Source organism: Sphingomonas aurantiaca (genome assembly GCF_003050705.1).
Taxonomy (GTDB): domain Bacteria; phylum Pseudomonadota; class Alphaproteobacteria; order Sphingomonadales; family Sphingomonadaceae; genus Sphingomonas; species Sphingomonas aurantiaca.
In genome coordinates this window covers 115,259-134,338 of sequence record NZ_QAOG01000002.1, presented here as the reverse complement: position 1 = coordinate 134,338, position 19,080 = coordinate 115,259, and the positions used below count along the sequence as shown (strand labels likewise).

General features: G+C 67.9%; 17 protein-coding genes and 1 tRNA gene. 7 read left to right on the top strand and 11 right to left on the bottom strand.

All coding sequences use genetic code 11. The features are described from left to right. Positions 1–17 precede the first annotated feature (17 nt). The 4 genes from C8J26_RS06040 to C8J26_RS06025 all read left to right on the top strand — a co-directional run bounded on the left by C8J26_RS06040 (position 18) and on the right by C8J26_RS06025 (position 3,981). Positions 18–2,003 (top strand): lytic transglycosylase domain-containing protein, encoded by a 1,986-nt coding sequence (locus tag C8J26_RS06040; protein WP_425275397.1) that lies wholly within the window; start codon positions 18–20, stop codon positions 2,001–2,003. A 125-nt stretch (positions 2,004–2,128) separates the two neighbouring features. Then, complete coding sequence (greB, locus tag C8J26_RS06035; RefSeq protein ID WP_056420559.1) at positions 2,129–2,605, top strand: transcription elongation factor GreB; 477 nt, start codon at positions 2,129–2,131, stop codon at positions 2,603–2,605. A 220-nt stretch (positions 2,606–2,825) separates the two neighbouring features. After that, the gene (locus tag C8J26_RS06030; protein ID WP_107957571.1) at positions 2,826–3,206 is read left to right on the top strand and encodes a DoxX family protein; all 381 of its coding nucleotides are present in this window, start codon (positions 2,826–2,828) and stop codon (positions 3,204–3,206) included. A 10-nt stretch (positions 3,207–3,216) separates the two neighbouring features. Further along, complete coding sequence (locus C8J26_RS06025) at positions 3,217–3,981, top strand: NYN domain-containing protein (RefSeq protein WP_107957173.1); 765 nt, start codon at positions 3,217–3,219, stop codon at positions 3,979–3,981. A 137-nt stretch (positions 3,982–4,118) separates the two neighbouring features. On the opposite strand, the gene C8J26_RS06020 is transcribed toward C8J26_RS06025, so the two are convergent. From C8J26_RS06020 to C8J26_RS05995, 6 genes are all read right to left on the bottom strand, one after another. Then, positions 4,119–5,633, bottom strand: a complete 1,515-nt coding sequence (locus C8J26_RS06020) for an MATE family efflux transporter (protein WP_483009886.1) — start codon at positions 5,631–5,633, stop codon at positions 4,119–4,121. 396 nt (positions 5,634–6,029) lie between these two features. Then, on the bottom strand, positions 6,030–8,714 hold the full coding sequence (locus C8J26_RS06015) for a valine--tRNA ligase (RefSeq protein WP_107957172.1): 2,685 nt from the start codon (positions 8,712–8,714) through the stop codon (positions 6,030–6,032). Between the two features lie 39 nt (positions 8,715–8,753). Then, entirely contained in the window at positions 8,754–10,379 is a 1,626-nt protein-coding gene (locus C8J26_RS06010) for a histidine kinase famiy protein (RefSeq protein ID WP_107957171.1), read from the bottom strand. A 53-nt stretch (positions 10,380–10,432) separates the two neighbouring features. Continuing rightward, complete coding sequence (locus C8J26_RS06005) at positions 10,433–11,056, bottom strand: DUF2497 domain-containing protein (protein ID WP_341871494.1); 624 nt, start codon at positions 11,054–11,056, stop codon at positions 10,433–10,435. A gap of 27 nt (positions 11,057–11,083) precedes the next feature. Continuing rightward, on the bottom strand, positions 11,084–12,616 hold the full coding sequence (locus tag C8J26_RS06000) for a TolC family outer membrane protein (RefSeq protein WP_107957170.1): 1,533 nt from the start codon (positions 12,614–12,616) through the stop codon (positions 11,084–11,086). 5 nt (positions 12,617–12,621) lie between these two features. Then, a complete protein-coding gene (locus C8J26_RS05995) occupies positions 12,622–13,305 on the bottom strand; it encodes a protein-L-isoaspartate O-methyltransferase family protein (RefSeq protein WP_244185228.1) in 684 nt (227 codons plus the stop codon). Positions 13,306–13,737: 432 nt separating this feature from the next. Between C8J26_RS05995 and C8J26_RS05990 the strand changes: the two genes are divergently transcribed. Beyond that, a tRNA-Cys gene (locus tag C8J26_RS05990) sits at positions 13,738–13,811 on the top strand. Between the two features lie 285 nt (positions 13,812–14,096). Here C8J26_RS05990 and C8J26_RS05985 read toward each other — a convergent pair. Beyond that, positions 14,097–14,525: a (deoxy)nucleoside triphosphate pyrophosphohydrolase gene (locus tag C8J26_RS05985; RefSeq protein ID WP_056420229.1), complete on the bottom strand. Its 429-nt coding sequence runs from the start codon at positions 14,523–14,525 to the stop codon at positions 14,097–14,099. A 32-nt stretch (positions 14,526–14,557) separates the two neighbouring features. On the opposite strand from C8J26_RS05985, the gene C8J26_RS05980 reads away from it, so the two are divergent. Both C8J26_RS05980 and C8J26_RS05975 read left to right on the top strand, forming a co-directional pair. Then, positions 14,558–14,761 carry a Flp family type IVb pilin gene (locus C8J26_RS05980; RefSeq protein ID WP_056420233.1) on the top strand — a complete coding sequence of 68 codons (204 nt, stop codon included), beginning with the start codon at positions 14,558–14,560 and terminating at the stop codon, positions 14,759–14,761. Positions 14,762–14,907: 146 nt separating this feature from the next. After that, on the top strand, positions 14,908–15,081 hold the full coding sequence (locus C8J26_RS05975; protein ID WP_056420235.1) for a Flp family type IVb pilin: 174 nt from the start codon (positions 14,908–14,910) through the stop codon (positions 15,079–15,081). A 123-nt stretch (positions 15,082–15,204) separates the two neighbouring features. Here C8J26_RS05975 and C8J26_RS05970 read toward each other — a convergent pair whose 3' ends face one another. From C8J26_RS05970 to C8J26_RS21060, 4 genes are read right to left on the bottom strand one after another with little or no spacing between them, the layout of a single operon-like run. Beyond that, positions 15,205–16,152 carry an acetyl-CoA carboxylase carboxyltransferase subunit alpha gene (locus tag C8J26_RS05970; RefSeq protein WP_107957168.1) on the bottom strand — a complete coding sequence of 316 codons (948 nt, stop codon included), beginning with the start codon at positions 16,150–16,152 and terminating at the stop codon, positions 15,205–15,207. Between the two features lie 31 nt (positions 16,153–16,183). Further along, positions 16,184–17,083 (bottom strand): tyrosine-type recombinase/integrase, encoded by a 900-nt coding sequence (locus C8J26_RS05965; RefSeq protein ID WP_279628932.1) that lies wholly within the window; start codon positions 17,081–17,083, stop codon positions 16,184–16,186. Further along, complete coding sequence (locus C8J26_RS05960) at positions 17,080–18,918, bottom strand: cytochrome P450 family protein (protein ID WP_341871493.1); 1,839 nt, start codon at positions 18,916–18,918, stop codon at positions 17,080–17,082. The genes C8J26_RS05965 and C8J26_RS05960 overlap by 4 nt, the downstream gene beginning before the upstream one ends. After that, the gene (locus C8J26_RS21060) at positions 18,902–19,036 is read right to left on the bottom strand and encodes a hypothetical protein (protein WP_267904487.1); all 135 of its coding nucleotides are present in this window, start codon (positions 19,034–19,036) and stop codon (positions 18,902–18,904) included. Before C8J26_RS21060 ends, C8J26_RS05960 begins: the two co-directional genes overlap by 17 nt. Positions 19,037–19,080 lie beyond the last annotated feature (44 nt).

Sequence of the window (19,080 nt, the reverse complement as noted above, 5' to 3'; positions counted from 1 at the left end):
TCCACATGGTAGCATCGATGTTGAAAACGAGCCTTCTTCTTGCAGTCGTGGCGGGGACGGTCGCCGCGTCCGGAGGCGGGCAGCAGACGCTGGATCGCTACAGCACACAACTTGCCAATATGGGGCCGAATGCGCAGCCGATGGCAAGCGACGGCGCAATCGCGTCGACGATCGCGCAGTGGCGCGCGTTGCAGCAGACCGACGCGCTGCCGTTCGACAGCTATGCGGGCTTCCTGATGGCGCATCCGGGTTGGCCGAACGAGGCCGCGAACCGCCGTGCGGCGGAGCGCAAGGCCGCCACCGGGTCGCCCGCCAGCGTCGCCGCGTTCTTCCGCCGCTATCCGCCGCAAACGGCCTCGGGCGGTGTCGCTTATGCGCGGGCTCTGCAGGCGACGGGCGCGCGAGACCAGGCCTATGCCGCGGTGCGGACCGCGTGGCGCAGCAGCGGGCTGACGCCGACCGACGAGGCGATGGTCGTGTCGGGCTTCCCCGGTGCGCTGACGCCGGACGATCAGGACGCGCGGATGGATGCGCTGCTGTGGGCGGGCCAGACCGGAGCGGCGCAGCGGCAACTGGTATGGACCAGCGCGGCGCGGCGACCGGTGTTCGCGGCGCGGCTCGCGTTCCGGACGAATGCGCCAAATGCCTCGGACATCTCGGCTTCGACGCAGACCTTGTATGCCAACGACGCGGGCTATGTCGCGGACCGGGCGCAGTGGTTGCGCAATTCGGGCGCGAGCCCGTCGGCGCGCGCGTGGCTGGCGCGGCCGCGGTCGCTGACGACGCGGCCGGGGAATGCGGCGGAATGGTATGAGGTGCTCGTCACCAACGCGAACGGCGCGGCGAACGACAGCCAGTATCAGGTCGCCTATGACATCGCGCGGCAGATCGACGACGCCTATCCTTACGGCGCCGACGTCTCGACCAAATCCTATGCCGAGCGCGACGAATATACCAATCTCGCCTGGCTAGGCGGACGCGTGGCGATGAAGCAGCTTGGCCGCCCTGCGGATGCGATGACGCTGTTCGATCGCTATGCGCGCGGCTCGCGCTCGCCGCAGGTGCGGTCGAAGGGCTATTACTGGGCGGGGCGTGCGGCCGAGGCTGCGGGGCTCGCCCCGCAGGCGGCAGCGTTCTACGGTCAGGCGGCCGGCTACCGCGATCAATATTACGGGCAGCTGGCGAACGAGCGGACCGGGCGCGCGCTGGTCGCGCCGCCCTCGGTGGCGTCGGTGGCGATCGATCCGGCGACACGCGCCGCGTTCGACCGGCGCGAGACGGTGCGCGCGGTGAAGTTCCTCGGCCAGATCGGCGACTGGCAGGACCAGACCGCGTTCGTCCGCCAGATTGCCGCCGACGCGACGACCGATACCGATCACCTGCTCGCCGCCGAGCTGTCGAAGAGCATCAACCGCCCCGATCTCGGCGTGATGGTGGGGCGGAGCGCGCTGGCGAACGGGCTCAGCGATTATTCCGCGGTCGGCTTCCCGATGGTCACCGTGCCGGCGGGGTATGAGGACAATTGGACGATCATCCACGCGATCTCGCGGCAGGAAAGCCAGTTCGATCGCGCCGCGGTCAGCCATGCCGGCGCGCGCGGGCTGATGCAGCTGATGCCCGCGACTGCGCGCGAGCAGTCGGGCAAGATCGGGCTGGCGTATAACCAGGCGGCGCTGACGACCGATCCAAACATGTCGATCATGCTGGGGTCGAGCTATTTCCAGCGCGTCTATGCCAATTACGGCAGCTATCCGCTCGCGGTGGCGGCATATAATGCGGGCGGCGGCAACGTGAACAAATGGCTCCGCGCGAACGGCGATCCGCGCACGGGGGCGGTCGACATGGTCGATTGGGTCGAGGCGATCCCGTACCAGGAGACGCGCAATTACGTGCAGCGCGTGCTGGAGAATGCGGTGGTGTACGACCTGATGAACCCCGCGCGGGCGAAGAGCCGGGGGGCTGCGCGGTTGTCGTGGTATCTGGGGAAGAACCGGCCGGGCTGATCTGCGGATCTCCTCCGTCATCCTGACGAAAGTCAGGATCCAGGGTAACGGGCGACGGTCCTTGGTGGCTCTGGATCCTGACTTTCGTCAGGATGACGGTCGCGCAGAACATGATACGGACGCGTATGGATCGCCCGAACTACATCACCCCCGCCGGCTACACCGTGCTGCGCGAGGAATATGAACACCTTCTCGTCGGCGAGCGGCCCAAGCTTGTCGAGACGATCTCGTGGGCGGCGGGCAATGGCGACCGGTCTGAGAACGGGGATTACATCTACGGCCGCAAGCGGCTGCGCGAGATCGACCGGCGGCTCGGCTGGCTGTCGAAGCGGATGAAGGCGGCCAAGGTCGTCGATCCCGCCGCGCAGGAGGATCGTTCGCGCGTCTGGTTCGGGGCGTGCGTGACGGTTGCGGACGAGGATGATGTCGAGCGGATCCTTACGCTGGTCGGCGACGACGAAACGGACGCGAGCAACGGCCGGATCGGCTGGAATTCGCCGTTCGCGCGGGCGCTGCGCGGGGCGGCGATCGGCGATGTGCGCCGCGTCGACCTGCCTGCGGGCGAGCGTGAATATGAGGTGATCGCGATCGCCTATCCCTGAATCCTCCCCCGCCAGGGGGGGGTGGCTGGCGCTTGCCAGACGGAGGGGGCGGTGAGCGAAACGACTGTTCCGTATCCTCCCCCTCCGTCACCTTCGGTGCCACCTCCCCCTGGCGGGGGAGGATTGGAGCGCCCGTCAACGATCCGTTTCGATTTAGGTAAATTGACCGGGCGTGCCGCGTGGGACATTTCGGGGTCGCAACGACACCGAGGATTTCACCATGCCGATACCCGCCACCTGGTCCCCCCGTCTGCTCAGCGTCATGCGGATCGTCGTCGCGCTCGTGTTCTTCAGCCACGGCATCTCGAAGTTCTTTGGCCTGCCGCCGTTCCCGATGCCGATGACCCCGCTGCTGATCGCCGCCGGTGTGCTCGAGGTCGTCGGCGGCGGGCTGCTGATCGTCGGGCTGTTCACGCGGCCGGTGGCGTTCGTGCTGTCGGGGATGTCCGCGGTCGCCTATTTCATGGCGCATGCGCCGCAGGGCCCCTTCCCGATTGCCAATGGCGGCGAGGCGGCGGTGCTGTACTGCTTCGTCTTCCTCTACCTCTCCGCAGCCGGTGGTGGCGCGTGGAGCGTGGACGCGGGGCGCGCGCGCGTCTAATCCGGCGCGCATGATCGATACCACAACGCGCAACGTCGCCCTCCTGATCGACGCGGACAACGCGTCCGCCGCCACGCTCGACCCGGTGCTGACAGTCCTTGCCGAGCTCGGCACGGTCAACGTCCGGCGGGTCTATGGCAACTGGTCCAAGCCCGCGCTGAAGGCGTGGAGCGACATGTCGATCAAGCACGGGATCGAACCGCAGCAGCAGTTCGACCTGACCAAGGGCAAGAACGCGACCGACATGAAGATGACGATCGACGCGATGGACCTGCTGTTCCGCGGGCGGATCGACGGGTTCGGGATCATGTCGTCGGACAGCGATTTCATGCCGCTGGCGACGCGCATCCGGCAGGACGGCATCCCCGTCTACGGCTTCGGTACCAGCCGCACGCCCGAGGGGTTCCGCCAAGCCTGCACGCGGTTCATCGACGTGGGCGCGCTGAACGAGACGTCGCAGCCGATGCCCGCGCCCGCCCCGGCACCGGTCGCGGGCGAGAAGGCAGCGGCGCCTGCCCCGGCCCCCCGCCCCAAGACTGCGCAACCGATCGACGAACAGGTGATCAAGCTGCTGATCGACGCGTACAACGCGGTGAAGCGCGACGAGAAGGGCTATGCGAGCGTCGCGGAGCTCGGCCAGCTGGCGGGCAACCGATCGAGCTTCGATGCGCGGAATTACGGGTTCAACCGGCTGTCCGACCTGATCGAGACGATCCCGAACTTCCAGCATGAGCGCCGCGAGGGTGGCCGGTCGTTCGTGAAGCGGCTGCGGTAGGGCGGCACGCCGAGACCATCTGCACCACCCCGGCGAAGGCCGGGGCCCAATTGGGGTACGTCGACGACGACGGGCGGCGCTTCGTTACTACGACCTTCCCAATTGGGCCCCGGCCTCCGCCGGGGTGGTAGCTCAGGTTACCCCGTCGGCTGCAACCGACCGCCGGGTTCGGTCATCGCGTGTGCGCCCTCCTCGCAATCCTCGGGCACGACCAGCGCCCCCTTCCGCCAATTGCCGTAGCGGTAATAGCCGATCGCGATCGCCAGCGTCGCCGCCGATCCCAGAGGAAAGCTCCACCACAGCGCATCCCCGCCGAGCCATGGCTTCGCCAGCAGCGCAAAGCCGATCCGCACCGGATACAGCGCGATGATCAGCGCGATCAGCGGCGCGATCACCGCGCCGTTCGCGCGGACCGTCGAGAACAGCACCATCGTCATGCCGAACAGGATGAAGTTCCAGCTCGCGATCAGCTGGATATGCCGCGCGATCGGCAAGGCCGGGCTGTCGCCGCCGATGAACAGCGTCATCACCGGCCGGTCGAACAGGATCACCACGCCGACCATCGCGCCGGTCAGCGCGATATTGAAGAGCAGGCCGTATTTGGTGATGTCGCCGACCCGGTCCCACCGGCCCGCGCCGATATTCTGCGCCGCCATCGAGCTGACCGCCGCACCGATCGCGAGCGCCGGCATCTGGATATAGGTCCAGAGCTGCTGCGACACCGCATAGGCCGCCGCGGTATCCACGCCGAGCCGGTTGACAAGCCCGACCATCGCGAGCCCCGCAGTCGACATCACCAGCATCTGCGCGCCCATCGGCAGGCCTTTCCGCACGATCGTGCCGGTCAGCGCACGCTCGGGGATCAGGTAGCGCAGCTCGGGCCCGCGGAGCCGCAGCGGCAGGTCGCGCCGGTAGATATAGAGCACCAGCCCGAGCAGCGAGACATGGCTGGCGATCAGCGTCGCCATTGCCGACCCGGCGATCCCCAGCTGCGGGAACGGCCCGATCCCGGCGATCAGCAGCGGGTTGAACCCGCTGTCGAGGACCGCGCTGAGCAGCATGAACCAGAGCGGCGTCATCGAATCGCCCGTGCCGCGCAGGCCCATCATCAACAGCACCATCATCATCGACGCGGGCAGCCCGAGAAAGATCACGCGCAGATAGGCGAGCGCGAGCGGCATCGCGTCGCCGGGCGTCGCGAGCAGCTGCAGGATCTCTGGCGCGAACACCCAGCCGAGCGCGGCGATGACGATCGCGCCGCCGAGCACCAGCCCCACCGCCGAGCCGAACGCGCGGCGCGCGCCATCGATGTCGTGGCGGCCGAAGCTCTGGCCGACGAGGATCGTCGCCGCCATCCCGAACCCGAACACCGCGCCGAACGTGAGGAACATGATGATGTTGGCGTTCGAGGTCGCGGCCAGCGCGCCCTCGCCGAGATAGCGCCCCACCCAGATCGCGTTGATCGAGCCGTTCAGCGATTGCAGGATGTTCGAGCCCAATGTCGGGAGCGCGAAGGCGAGCAGCGTGCGGCCGATATGCCCGGTGGTGAGATCGCGTTGGCCGGGTTTGCCGCCGGGGCGGGCGCCGGGTTTGAGGCTCGAGTGCGCGGGGGCGCCGGCGCTTGTCTCGACGTTGGATGGCAGGTCGCTCACACAGTCACTCCGTCAGGCCGGATTGTCCGGTATTCACCGGCAGACGGGCGGACGCCCCCTCAGGCTCCATGCCTAGCCGCGGAATGAACGCGAGAACAGGTCGCTAGCTCCGCCTGCTCCGGACCGGGAGCACCGTGTTTCCCCGCGAAGGCGGGGACCAAGACTGGGCTCCCGCCTTCGCGGGAGAACAAGGAGGCGGTCGAATGAACTCTGCCCAGCCAGTGTACCACTCTCGACCGTCACCCCAGCATTCGCTGGCGTGACGGGATTTGGCCGGATGCGCATTCCCCTCCCGCTTGCGGGAGGGGTCAGGGGAGGGTGCGACGTACGTACTGGCGTCCGGCTTTTGAGGCACGCCCCTCCCCCGACCCCTCCCGCAAGCGGGAGGGGAGCAGGTCAGCCGAGCCGGCCCAGCGCCGCCTGCAGGCGGGCGGCTTCGGCGGCCTTGTCGGCGTGGTCGGCCTTGGCCTTTTCGACCGCTTCGGGCTTGGCGCGTTCGACGAAGCTCGCATTGCCCAGGCGGCCGGACAGCGCGTCGCGCTCCTTTTCCGCCGCCGCGATCGCCTTGGTCAGGCGCGTGCGTTCCGAATCGAGATCGATCACGCCTTCGAGCGGCAGGACGAAGGTCGCCTCGTCGACGACGACCTGCGCCGCGCCGCCGGCGGGTTCGCCCTCGGCATGCGTGACACGCGCGAGCCGCGCCAGCGCGGGGGCCTGGCGTTCGAGCCGCGCCAGCGTCGCCGCGTTGGCGTCACGGACGTGGAGCGGCAGACGCGCCCCCGGCGGCACGTTCAGTTCGTTGCGCGCGGTCCGGATTTCCTGAACCAGCCGAATCAGCCAGTCGACCTCCTTGCTCGCCTCCGGATCGAGCGAGCGCGCATCCGCCATCGGCCACTGCGCGACGATCAGGTCGTGCTCGCGAGCGCCCATCGCGTGCCACAGCTCTTCGGTGATGAACGGCATGAACGGGTGGAGCAGCACCAGGATCTGGTCGAGCACCCAGCCCGCGACCGCTTTCGATTCGTCGTCAATCTGGCCGCGCTCGTCGCCGACCATCTGCGGCTTGATGAGTTCGAGATACCAGTCGCAGAAGCGGCTCCACGCGAACTGGTAGATCGCGTTGGCGGCGCCGTCGAAGCGGTAGTCGGCGAGCGCGAGGTCGACCGTCTGCACGGTCGCGATCGTCTCGGCGATGATCCACTTGTTGACCGCGAGCTCGGCACGCGGTGCCTCCAACGTGGTGCTCGCGACGATGCCGTTGGCCTGCGCAAACCGCGCCGCGTTCCACAGCTTGGTCGCGAAGTTGCGATAGCCCTCGACGCGCTTCTCATCCATCTTGATGTCGCGGCCCTGGCTCTCCATCGCCGCCATGAAGAAGCGCAGCGCATCGGCGCCATACTGGTCGATCAGCCCGAGCGGGTTGACGACATTGCCCTTCGACTTGGACATCTTCGCACCGTCCGCCGCGCGGACGAGGCCGTGAAGGTAGAGCGTGCGGAACGGCACGTCCTTCATGAAGTGCAGCCCCTGCATCATCATCCGCGCGTTCCAGAAGAACAGGATGTCAAAGCCGGAAATCAGCACGTCGTTGGGATAGCGCCCACCGAGCGTGGGGTCGGATTCCTCGGGCCAGCCCATCGTCGCAAACGGCCAGAGCGCCGACGAAAACCACGTGTCGAGCACGTCCGGATCACGAACCAGCGTCACGCCTGCGCCGGCGAGCGCCTGCGCTTCGGCCTCCGTCTCGGCGACGTACGGCGTGCCGTCCGGCCCGAACCAGGCTGGGATCTGGTGCCCCCACCATAGCTGGCGCGAGACGCACCAGGGCTGGATGTTCTCCATCCAGTTGAAGAACGTCTTCTCCCAGGTCTTGGGCACGATATCGATCGCGCCGACGCGCACCGCCTCGATCGCGGGCTGCGCGAGCGTCTTGGCGTCGACATACCATTGGTCGGTCAGCCACGGCTCGATCACCACGCCCGAGCGATCGCCGTACGGCGTCTGGATCGTGCGCGGCTCGGCGTCGTGCTCGACGCCGTCCTTGTCGACATGCGGGATCAGGACGCCGTCCGCCTTCAGCTGCGCGACCACAGCTTTACGCGCTTCGGCGGTCGTGAGGCCAAGGAACGCATCCGGGATCAGCCCGTCCGCGACCTGCACGACGCGCGCCTTGGCATCGAGCATGTTGAGCATCGTCCCCGCGGCCATCCCTGCGCGCTTGCCGACCTCGAAATCGTTGAAGTCATGCCCCGGCGTGATTTTAACAGCACCGGATCCCAACTCGGGATCGGCATGATCGTCGGCGATGATCGGGATCAGCCGCCCGGTGATCGGCAGCTTCACCTGCTTGCCGATCAGCGCCGTGTAGCGCTCGTCCGCACCGTTCACCGCGACCGCCATGTCGGCGAGCATCGTCTCGGGCCGCGTCGTCGCGACCTCGATGAACCCCGATCCGTCGGCGAGCGGATAGCGCAGGTGCCAGAAGCTGCCCTTGATCTCGCGCGTCTCGACCTCGAGGTCGCTGATCGCGGTGCCGAGGCCCGGATCCCAGTTCACGAGCCGCTTGTCGCGGTAGAGCAGCCCCTGCTTGTGGAGGTCGACGAACACTTTCAGGACGGCCTTCGAAAAGCCCTCGTCCATCGTGAAGCGCTCGTTCGCCCAGTCCATCGAGCAACCGAGCCGGCGGAGCTGCTGCGTGATCTCGCCGCCGCTCTCTTCCTTCCACGCCCAGACCTTGGCGATGAAGTCCTCGCGCGAGAGGTCGGTGCGCTTCTGCGGCGGGGACATCGCACCCATCTGGCGCTCAACGACCATTTGCGTGGCGATGCCGGCGTGATCGGTGCCGACCACCCAGAGCGCGTCCTTGCCCTTCAAGCGCGCATGGCGCGTCAGGATATCCTGCAGCGTGTTGTCGAGCGCGTGGCCGATGTGCAGGCTGCCCGTGACGTTGGGCGGCGGGTTGACGATCGTCCACGGCTCGGCGTTCGGGCGGTCGGGGCGAAATTGGCCGCTGGCCTCCCAATGCGCATACCAGCGCGATTCGATGGAGGCGGGGTCGAAGGTTTTGGGAAGCTCGCTCATGGCGGAAGCCTTAGCGAGCGTGTCCGGGCTAGGCCAGCCTCACGTCCGCGCACCGGGCTTGTCGAGCACCGCACGAATCCGCTCGTTGAGTTCGTTGCGGCGATAGGGCTTGCGGATCAGCTCGAACGAGCGGCTGCCCGCGTCGATCGCCTCGTCCGCGAACCCGGTCGTCAGCAGCACCGCGGTGTGCGGATAGTCGCGCCGCACCGCCTGCGCGAGCGCGACGCCGTTCATGCCGCCGGGCATCAGTATGTCGGTGAACAACAGCCGGAAGTCCGAGTCACCGTGCAGCGTGTCGAGTGCGGCGCGCGCGCTGTCGACCAGCACGACTTCGTAGCCGAGATCCTCGAGGATAGTCTTGCCGAGCTCGCCGACCTCAATCTGGTCCTCGACCATGAGCACGCGTTCGGCACCGCCTGCGTGCGGCGCGACCGGGCCTGTGGGCTTGCGCTCGACCGCGCCGCTCGCGCGCGGGAAATAGAGCGAGAACGCAGCGCCGCCGCCGGGTACGTTCTGAACGGTGGCGATCCCACCCGACTGGCGCATGAAGCCATAGACCATTGCGAGGCCGAGCCCGGCGCCCTTCCCCATCTCCTTGGTCGTGTAGAAGGGTTCGAAGATCTTCTCGGCGACCGTCGGATCGATCCCGGGGCCATCGTCGCGTATCGTGGCGACGACATATTCGCCGGGTTCGAGCTTGGCGACGCTGGCATCCTCGGGCAGCACTGCGTTGCGCGTGGTGATCGTGACGGTGCCCGCACCGCCGGTCGCATCGCGCGCGTTGGCGATGATGTTGAGCAGCGCCATCTCGGTCTGGACGGGGTCGACGCGGCAATTCCACAGGTCAGACGCGAGATCGCGTTTCAGCGTGATCCCGGCGCCGACACTGCGTTCGAGGATCGGCCGGAAATCGCCGACCAGCTGGTTCAGGTTCATCAGCCGGTCGCGCAGTTCCTGCTTGCGCGCAAACGCGAGCAGTTGCTGCGTCAGCGTCGCCGCGCGCGCCGCGGAGGTAGAAATGGCATCGACCGCGCGTCGCGCCGACCGGTCGTCGGGGCCGATCCGTGCGTCGAGAATGTCCGCATAGCCCTGAATGACTTGCAGCAGATTGTTGAAATCATGCGCAATGCCGCCCGTCAGCTTGCCGACCGCTTCCATGCGCTGCGCCTCGTGCAGCGCTTCCTCGGCTTCGCGACGGCGGGAAATATCGAGCTGGCTGGCGAAGAAATAGCGGAGTTCGCCATCGTCGCCGAACACGGGCGACACGAACAGCGCGTTCCAGAAGGTTGAGCCGTTCTTGCGATAGTTGAGGACCTCGACCGCGACTTCCTCGCGCTTGGCGATGGCGGCGCGAACCTCGTCGATCGCGGTCTGGTCGGTCTCGGGACCCTGCAGGAAGCGGCAGTTATAGCCGAGGATCTCGTCTTGGGAGTAGCCCGTCATGAACGAGAACGCCTCGTTGCAGAAGATGATCGGGTTGTCGGGGCGATGCGGGTCGGTGACGACCATCGGCATCCGCGTGGTCTTCACCGCCGCAAAGAAGATATCGCTGCCCGCCTTGGCCGGGACGATGGCTTCGTTCGAGCCGCGCCACTCCCCGCCCTGTATGGGGGCTTTAGCCGGGTCTATCCCGGCCACTGGTTGCTGCGCGCTCGGATCAGACATGGAGAGCGTAACCCCGGCGGAACCGTGCTGGTTCCGCCGGGGATGCGCCGGGTTTAAGGCTGCTGGTTCATGATCTTGGCGATTTCGCGCGCGACCATGTCCTCGACCATGTTGGGCAGGTTCGCGTCGATCCACTCGCGCAGCATCGGCCGCAGCATTTCGCGCACGAGCCCTTCGAGCGTGCCGTCGCTGTTGGTGTCGGGCTTGATCATCATCCGGGTCAACGCCTCGAGCGGCGCGCGCGTTGCCGCGGCGGTCTCGCGCGAGACGATCGATTCGGACGTGGGCTCCGGCGCAGGGTTCGGCTGGTGCTGCGTGTGCGACTGGTGCTGTGCGTGCGACTGGGGCTGCGGCTTGGGCGCTGCCTGGCGCGGTTCGGGCGCGGCATCGACCGAGGTCAGGACCGGGGATTTCGGCGGGCGGGGCGTACGGTCGACCATCGGCATGGGATCGCTCAATTCGAGAACTTCATCGTCGTCGATCTCGTCGTCGAGATAGGCGGCGTCGCGATAGGCGGGCTCATGATAGGCCGAATCGCGATCGGCGGGCGCCGCGTTCGTCCGCGCGGGACGCCGCGACCGGCCGGGCGTGTCGCCCTCCTCCGCGATGATGCGTTTGATCGACGACAGAATCTCCTCCATCGACGGCTCGCCGTTCACGTCCCCCATCCGGACCATCCCAAACCCCGTAGCCGCGCAACACCCCTATTGGCGGCTCGGCGCGTCCTTACCTGTGGTTAAGGCGGGGTTCCTGTCAACCGGCGTATCGAGCAACGGATCGCGTTGCGGCTGGACATGCGCATCCTGCGCAGGCGATTGCACGGTCCGCGTGCCGACCGGCACCGGCTCGCCATCGCCGCCGAAGTCCCAGATCTTGTGGTGGACGCGCTGATAATTGGCGACCGGATCGTAGAGCACGCCGCCGTCGAGCCCCAAGTCGCGCGCCTCGGCCTGCCCCATCGCCGCGAGCAACGCGAAGCCGGCGACATACGCATCGCGTCGCGCGGTGACGAGCGTCACTTGGCTGTTGAGCAGTTCCTGCTCGGCGTTGAGGATGTCGAGGATGGTTCGCGTGCCCACGCTGTTCTCGGCACGGACGCCTTCGAGGCTCAGCTTGTTGGCGTTGACCGCAGTTTCGGACGACTGGATCACCTGTTCCGACGACTGCCAGACGGCGAAGGCGGAGCGCGCCTGCGAGATGACGTTGCGTTCGGTCGCGGTGACGTTCTCGATCGCGCGGCTCTGAAAGGCTTCGGCCTGGCGGACCTGCGCGGCGGGGCGACCGCCCTGGAACAGCGGCAGCGTCAGCGAGAGGCCCGCCTGCACCGCCTTGTTGGCGTTGGGAAACGTGTTGACGCTGCCGTCCGTCGTCGAGGCCGAACCGAGATAGTTGGTATAGCTGGCCGAACCGGTCGCGCTGACCTGCGGCAGGCGGCTCGCGCGGGCGACCCCAACATCATAGCGGGTCGCATCGCGCTCCTTCGCTGCGGCGATGAGGACCGGGTTGTTCTCGATCGCGACGGTCACCGCCGAGGCGGGGCTGTCCGGAAGATGCGGGAGCGTCGGGGGCGTTTCGAGCGTGCCGGCGGGCGTGCCGACATAGCGGATATAGTTTTCCCGGCTCGAGATCAGCTGCGCCTCGGCGGACTGGAGCTGTGCGCGGGCGAGTGCGAGGCGCGCCTCCGACTGCGCGACGTCGGTGCGGGTCAGGTCGCCGACCTGGAACCGGTCGCGGCTCGCCTGCAGATTGACGTCGAGCACGCGGACGTTCTGCGTGTTCAGGCCGACGATCGCCTCGTCGCGGATCACGTCCATATAGGCGGCGACGACGTTGGTGAACAAATCCGCCTCGGTCCCGCGCAGCGTCGCGCGGCCCGCCTCGACCCTGGTCTTGGCGGCGGCGACGGAATTGCGGACCTGTCCGCCCTGATAGAGCGGCACCGACACGTTGGTGCGCGCCACCGCCTGGCGCGGCAGCGCGATGAAGCTGTTCGCCGCGGTCACGACATATTCGGTATAGTCGCCCGTCACATTGGCCGAGGGCAGCCCCGAGGCGCGCGCGATCGGGACATTCTCGTCGGTCGCGCGCAAAGTCGCGCGCTGGCCGGTGATGATCGGGTTGGTCGTGTACGCCTTGACCAGCGCCTCGCGCAGCGTCTCCGCACCGACTGGTGCAGCGTTATAGATCAGCGCAACACTTGCGAGCAAGCAGCGGATACGAGCGGTGCGCGTGATCATAAGGCTTAGAACCTGAAGGGTTTGGGGGTGTCGAAACCTGGAAGCACGACGCATTCGACATCGACGAACGCCGCCAGCGCGAACCCGCCATCGGTCTTTCGGCCCGACGCCAGACGAGTCAGCCCATGCTCGGCGATTCCGGACACGACGCGGCCGCCCGAGCGGACCTGCGCGATCAGCGCATCGGGAATCGCCTCGATCGCGCCGTCGACGATCAGAACGTCATAGGGCGCGCCGGCAGCGTGCCCTTCGTTCAGCGGCGCGGCGACGATCTCGACATTGCCAACCCCGTCGAGCGCAGCGCGCGCGGTGGCGAGCAACGCGGGATCGCTTTCGACCGCGACCACAGAACCGACGATCTCGCTAAGTACGGCGGCGGTATAACCCGACGCGGCGCCGATCAGCAGAACGCGATCGGTTGGGGTGAGATAGGCCTCGGTCAGCAACCGGCCGGTTGCCATCGGCAGATTGGCGTAGCGACCGCCACCCAGCGGGATCGCTGCGTCGCGATAGGCGATCGACCGGACGCCCTCTGGCATGAACGTTTCGCGGGGTACGCGCGCCATCGCCGCGACGACGCGCTGGTCGCTGACCGCATTGGTGCGAAGCTGGCTCGCGACCATCGCGTGACGCATCGTATCGAATGCCGCGGCGGGGGCCAAAGCAGGGGTCTCGGTCTCGAGGCTCATCGTCGTCATAACCCATCCTGTCGCACAACTGTTTTAGCCATGCAATACACTAGTTGTCGCGTCGATGTGTATCGTGCGGCATCGGCCGCGCCAAGCCGGAGTTGTGCACGGCGGGTACGAGATGGACCGATTTTGCGGTGTAGACGCCCCGCCCGCCCGTGTGACACCGAAGATGTCGCGGGCGGGACGTCGAGGGCGCATGCGGAAGACCACGGCACTACCTCTGCGATGATTCCTAGCAGCGAATGCCGGCCGCGTCGCCCAAAATGGCACATGGGTGGCTTTTGGCGCCTCCCGAACACCCCGTTTGGACCGCGTCAGGCTGCGCGCCCGGACTCCCCTGCAACCTGCCGGCTGAGGATATTTCGTGCAGCGTTGCACGTCGCGGTTGACCGCGCGGACAAAAGGAAGCATTTGCGCCGTCCGCATCGAGGCCCGATGGCGGAGTGGTGACGTAGAGGACTGCAAATCCTCGCACCCGGGTTCGATTCCCGGTCGGGCCTCCAATCGCTACATCATCGGAGCGACGGTCGAGAGACTGCTCAGCGCTCAGGCGCCAGAGACCGCACATGATCGCAGCGCGTCGGGCGGCGGCAAGATCGGAAACGGCTCGCTCGAGAAAAGGGAATAACTCGCGCGAGCCGCGGTCCAACGCCTGCGTGCGGTCTTGGGGACGCACGCCGGAAACGCTGCTTTGCGACACCGCCGACACCAGATCAAGTGCATATTTTCGAACGCGAAGTATGCGGCGTGGCCGAGCGGAAACCGTCCCGTTTCCGTACGCGGTTTGGTCAGATCAGCGCGTCGAGCAGACCGATCAACGGGCGGTCCGCGGGCGGCATCGGCAGCGCGTGCATCTCGCTCGGCCGCACCCAGCGGAGTGCCGTCGCCTCGAGCGCGCGGGGGACGCCGGTCCATTTTCGGGTGATGTAGAGAAGCAGGACAAGATGACGGTCGCCGAGCGGCGCGCTGGCAAAGGCCGCGGGCGCCAAGCAGGCGTGCGGCACCGCGATGCCGAGTTCCTCTTCCAGCTCCCGGATCAGCGCGGCCTCGGGGGTCTCGCCAGGCTCGACCTTGCCACCGGGAAACTCCCAGAGCCCGGCGAGCGACTTACCCTCGGGCCGCTGCTGGAGCAGCACCCGCCCCTCGAGATCGACCATCGCCGCGGCAACGACGGGCAACAAGGACGACACGCCCGAAACGGGCCGATCGTTGGTCATTCCTTAATTTTCCTTTGCGTACACTGGGGCTTATGAAGTCTGTCGTTTCCCTAGCCACGATCGCCGGCCGGACGCTGCTGCGTGCCCTGCGCACCACCCGCGGCGCGACCGCGATCGAATATGGCCTGATCCTGGCGTTCATCGTCATCGCGATGATCGCCGGCCTGACCGCGCTCGCCGATTCGACGACGGGCATGTGGGGCAAGGTCGATACGAAGGTCGCCGGGGCACGCTGACCGCGCGCGGTGGTTTTGTACATCGCTCGACGAAAACTGCCGACCTTAAGCCTTTCTCAACCCACCACTTCTAATCGTGTCTGTGCTGATCCGGCCCGTCCGGTCCAGCCGGGTGACACTGAAGCAATCCAACGATGGAGACCGGAATGAAGACGATCCGCAAGTTTTTCAAGAACAACAAGGGCGCAACCGCGATCGAGTACGGCCTGATCGCCGCGCTGATCGCCGTCGCTGCCATCGCTGCGATGCAGGGCCTGGGCAACAGCCTGAACAAGACGTTCAACAACGTTTCGACCAAGCTCAACAGCTCGACCACGTAAGCCGCTGAGCGGGCGGGCGAGTCGGCGACGAGTCTCCCGCCTGCACGATGCGCTACGAAGAAGGGCGGCGGAACTCCGGTTCCGCCGCCCTTTTCTTGTGCTCCGACGCGGGTCGATGCGCGGTTAGAGCCTACCCATCTTCAGGAACTTGGCCTGGCGATCCTTGCGCAGATCGGCAGGCGCAAGCGCGACGAGGTCGGCGAGCGCCGACGCCAGCGCATCGCCGAGCGATTCGATCGCCGTCGCACGATCGCGGTGCGCGCCGCCGAGTGGTTCGGCGACGATATCGTCGATGACGCCGAACGCTTTCAGGTCCTGCGCGGTGATCCGCATCGCTTCGGCGGCCTCGGGAGCCTTGTCGGCGGTGCGCCACAGGATCGAGGCGCAGCCTTCGGGGCTGATCACCGAATAGATCGCGTGTTCGAACATCAGCACCCGGTTCCCCGCGGCGAGCGCGACCGCGCCGCCCGAACCGCCCTCGCCGACGATCGCCGCGACGATCGGCACGCCCGCGTTGAGGCAGGCTTCGGTCGAGCGCGCGATCGCCTCGGCCTGGCCGCGCTCCTCGGCCTGGATGCCAGGGAACGCGCCCGAGGTGTCGACGAGCGTCACGATCGGCAGGCCGAATCGGTTGGCGAGTTCGACGAGGCGGATCGCCTTGCGATAGCCCTCGGGCTTGCCCATGCCGAAATTGTGGCGGAGGCGGCTCGCGGTATCGTCGCCCTTCTCATGGCCGAGCACCATGATCTTGCGCCCGCGGAACGTCGCGAAGCCGCCGAGGATCGCCTGATCGTCGCCGAACGCGCGGTCGCCGGCGAGCGGGACGAACTCGTCGAACAGCGCGGCGACATAGTCCTTGAAGTGCGGACGCTCGGGATGGCGCGCGACCTGCGCCTTCTGCCACGGCGTCAGCCGCGCGAAGGTATCCTTCAGCAGCTTGTCGGATTTGGCCTGGAGACGCGCGATATCCGCGGCCAGGTCGACGCTGCCTTCGGCAGCGGTGTCGCGGAGTTCGTCGATCCGGCCCTGGAGTTCGGCGATCGGTTTCTCGAAGTCGAGGAAGCTTGGCATCCGCGGCGGTTACGGTGCGGCGCCGTCCGCGTCAACGCGGCGGCATATCCGCCAGCGGGTGACGCGTGTTGACGAGCTCGACCAGGCGGCTCGAATCGACATGCGTATAGATCTCGGTCGTGGCGATATCGGCGTGGCCGAGCATCGATTGCAGCGCGCGCAGATCGGCGCCCCCCGCGAGCAGGTGAGTCGCGAACGCATGGCGCAGGACGTGCGGGCTGACCCGGTCGGGCGGGATCCCCGCCTCGGCGGCGAGCGCCTTGACGATCTGGTACAGGCGGATGCGCGAGAGGTGGCCCTTGCCCGAGGGGAACAGCCACAGACGGTCGGCGGCAACATGGGTACGCCAGAGCGCCACCGCGGCACGCGCACGGTCGGAGATCGGCACCATCCGCTCGCGTCCGCCCTTGCCGCGCAGGATCAGGAACGGGCGATCGGGGTGGACCGCGTTGCGCGGCAGGCTGACGAGCTCGGTCGCGCGCAGGCCGGAACCGTAGAGGAGCTCGAACAGCGCGGAGAGCCGCAGGTCGTTGGGGTCGAGCGGATCGCGCGCGGCGCGCTCGGCGATCGCGGCGAACAACCGGTCGATATCGGCGTGGCTCAGCACCTTGGGGAGCGCGCGGGCGGGGCCGGGCCTGGGCAGCGCGTTGCCGGGATCGTCGGCGCGGTGGCCCTCTTCGGCGAGGAACGCGAAGAAGCGGCGGAGCGAGGCGGACTTTCGGCCGACGGTCGCGCGAGAGAGCGCCGACCATCCGCCCGACACGGTTGCGAGCGCGGCGGCGTCCGCGTCGACCAAGTTGCCTTCGAGCGCCTGCGACGCGAGCATCAGATCGCTGCGGTAGGCGGCGAGCGTGTTCGGTGCCGCCCCCGCCTCCGCCGCCATCATCTCCAGGAATCGGTCGATCAGCGCACGGTCAGTAGCGTGGGTCACGCCCTCGCAATCGCCTCGGCGGCGATCATCCGTGCTTCGCCGTCGAGCCCGACGGCCCGCAACGCGCCGACGATCCGGTACAGCGCCTCGGGCGGGATATCCTTCCAGCCGGCGGCCTGCATGCCAATCGCCGCGAGGACCACGACCGTACCCGACTGGCCGGCGCGCGCGGCACGATCGAGCGCGCGCGTCCAGGCATTGTCCGCGCCGATCGGTACGCCCAGCGACTGGGCGGCACGCTCGATATCACCGGTGTTGAGCCGCCCGAGCCCGGCGAGCCCCGCGAACAACATCCGCTGCTTGAGCGCCGAATCGCCTTCGCCGCCCGAATAGGAGGCGAGATCGGCATAGGTCAGCCGGCGATACGCATCGGGATCGCTGAGCATGATCATCGCCCAAGCATCGCCGCCCGCGGGTACGGTGCCGAGCCAGCGTGCGGCGGTGCGGTCGAGCCCCGCCGACAGCATCGACGCGACCAGATGATCCGCCTCGGCCTTGGCCAGCGCCGGGTTCATTCGTGCCGCCGCGCGTGCGGTCAGGACAAGCCGCGCATAGGACGGCCGCGTGTCCGCGCCGCCCCAGAGCTGGCGCAGGGCGTTCAGCCGCGTCTCGAAACTGCGATCGGCATAGGCGGTGCGCAGATCGTTGGCGGCCGCGGCCGCGACGCTCTGCGTATCGTCGTCGGTCGAGGCGGCGGCGTAGAGATCGACCAGCGCGGCGCTGGAGAGCACCCCCTGCCCCGCCGCCGATTCGGCGGGCGCGAGCCGGGCCGCCAGCGGCACCGACGGGGACAGCGCCTGCCAGTATCGCACCTGCGGCCCTGCGCTGGCATAGAGCGCGTCGGGCACCGCGACGCCGGTCGCCATCGCCAGCCCGAACCGCCACGCGGTCAGCTGGTCGATGCCGTCCCACTCGATCGTCACGGCCTGTCGGCCTTGCGCGCCGGCCCCCACGACTTTCTGCGCGAGCAGCATGTCGACGCCACTCGCGACGTTGCGGCGCTTGGCGGTCGCGATCAGCGGGGTCGCCTGCGCTGGGTTGCCCGAGAGGCCAGCGCACATCGCCTGCGCCATCGTCCAGCCACGCGCCGGTGCAAGACGCATCGCGCCGGGGACGAGCGGGCAGAAGCCCGCGGGATCGCCCGTCGCCAGCGCCGTGTTCATCGCGACCTGGTACAGCTTGGGCGTGTAGTTGTCGGTGTCGACGCTCTGCGTGACTGCGCGCGCGGCGACCGATTCGCCCATCCGCAGCAACAGCCAAGCGCGTTCCGCCGCAAAGTCCGCGCCGTTGATGCGCGCAGGCGTATCGACGCGCGATACCAGAGCGCGGCGCAGCAGGATCGACATCCAGCGCGACGGCAAGGGCGCGGTCAGCCGGCGCATCAGCGTCTCGACATAATGGCCGTCGGCCTCGCCGAACGCGTCGGTCTCCAGCCCACCCTCACGCGATGCCACCGGCCCGACCGTCGCGAGCGAGCGCCGTGCCGATTCGGGCATCTCGTACCGCGCGAGCACAGCGGGATCGATGGCCGCGGGCGTCGCGGCGGGCGCCACCGGGGGAATGCCGGTCGGCGTCGTCGGCGGTAGCGGCTGGATCATCGCGCCGGGCGACGGCGCGGCGGGCGCCGGCTGCGGGACGGTCGGCTGCGGCGTGCCGGACGGCCGCGTGGGCGTGCCCGCAGGTGGCGCCGGCCGCGGCGCGGGCGTCGGGGTGGGATCGCCGAACCCGGGCGGCAGGATCGATTCGGGGCGATCCTGCCCGATCGCCGGTGCCAGCGCGACGAGAGCCCCGGCGGCAACCGCCGCCGCCAGTGTCGCCTTAAGAGAGGTTCGCAAGCGTCACGGCCTTCTCGACGCGGCTCTGCGGACGCTCGGTCGCGCGGCCGGCCAGCAGGAACAGGCCGCCGACCACGACCACAAGAACGACGACGACCGAGACGATGAAACGGGACATGCGACGTAACCTTGTAGTGGACAAACAGGCGCCAAGAGCTTTTG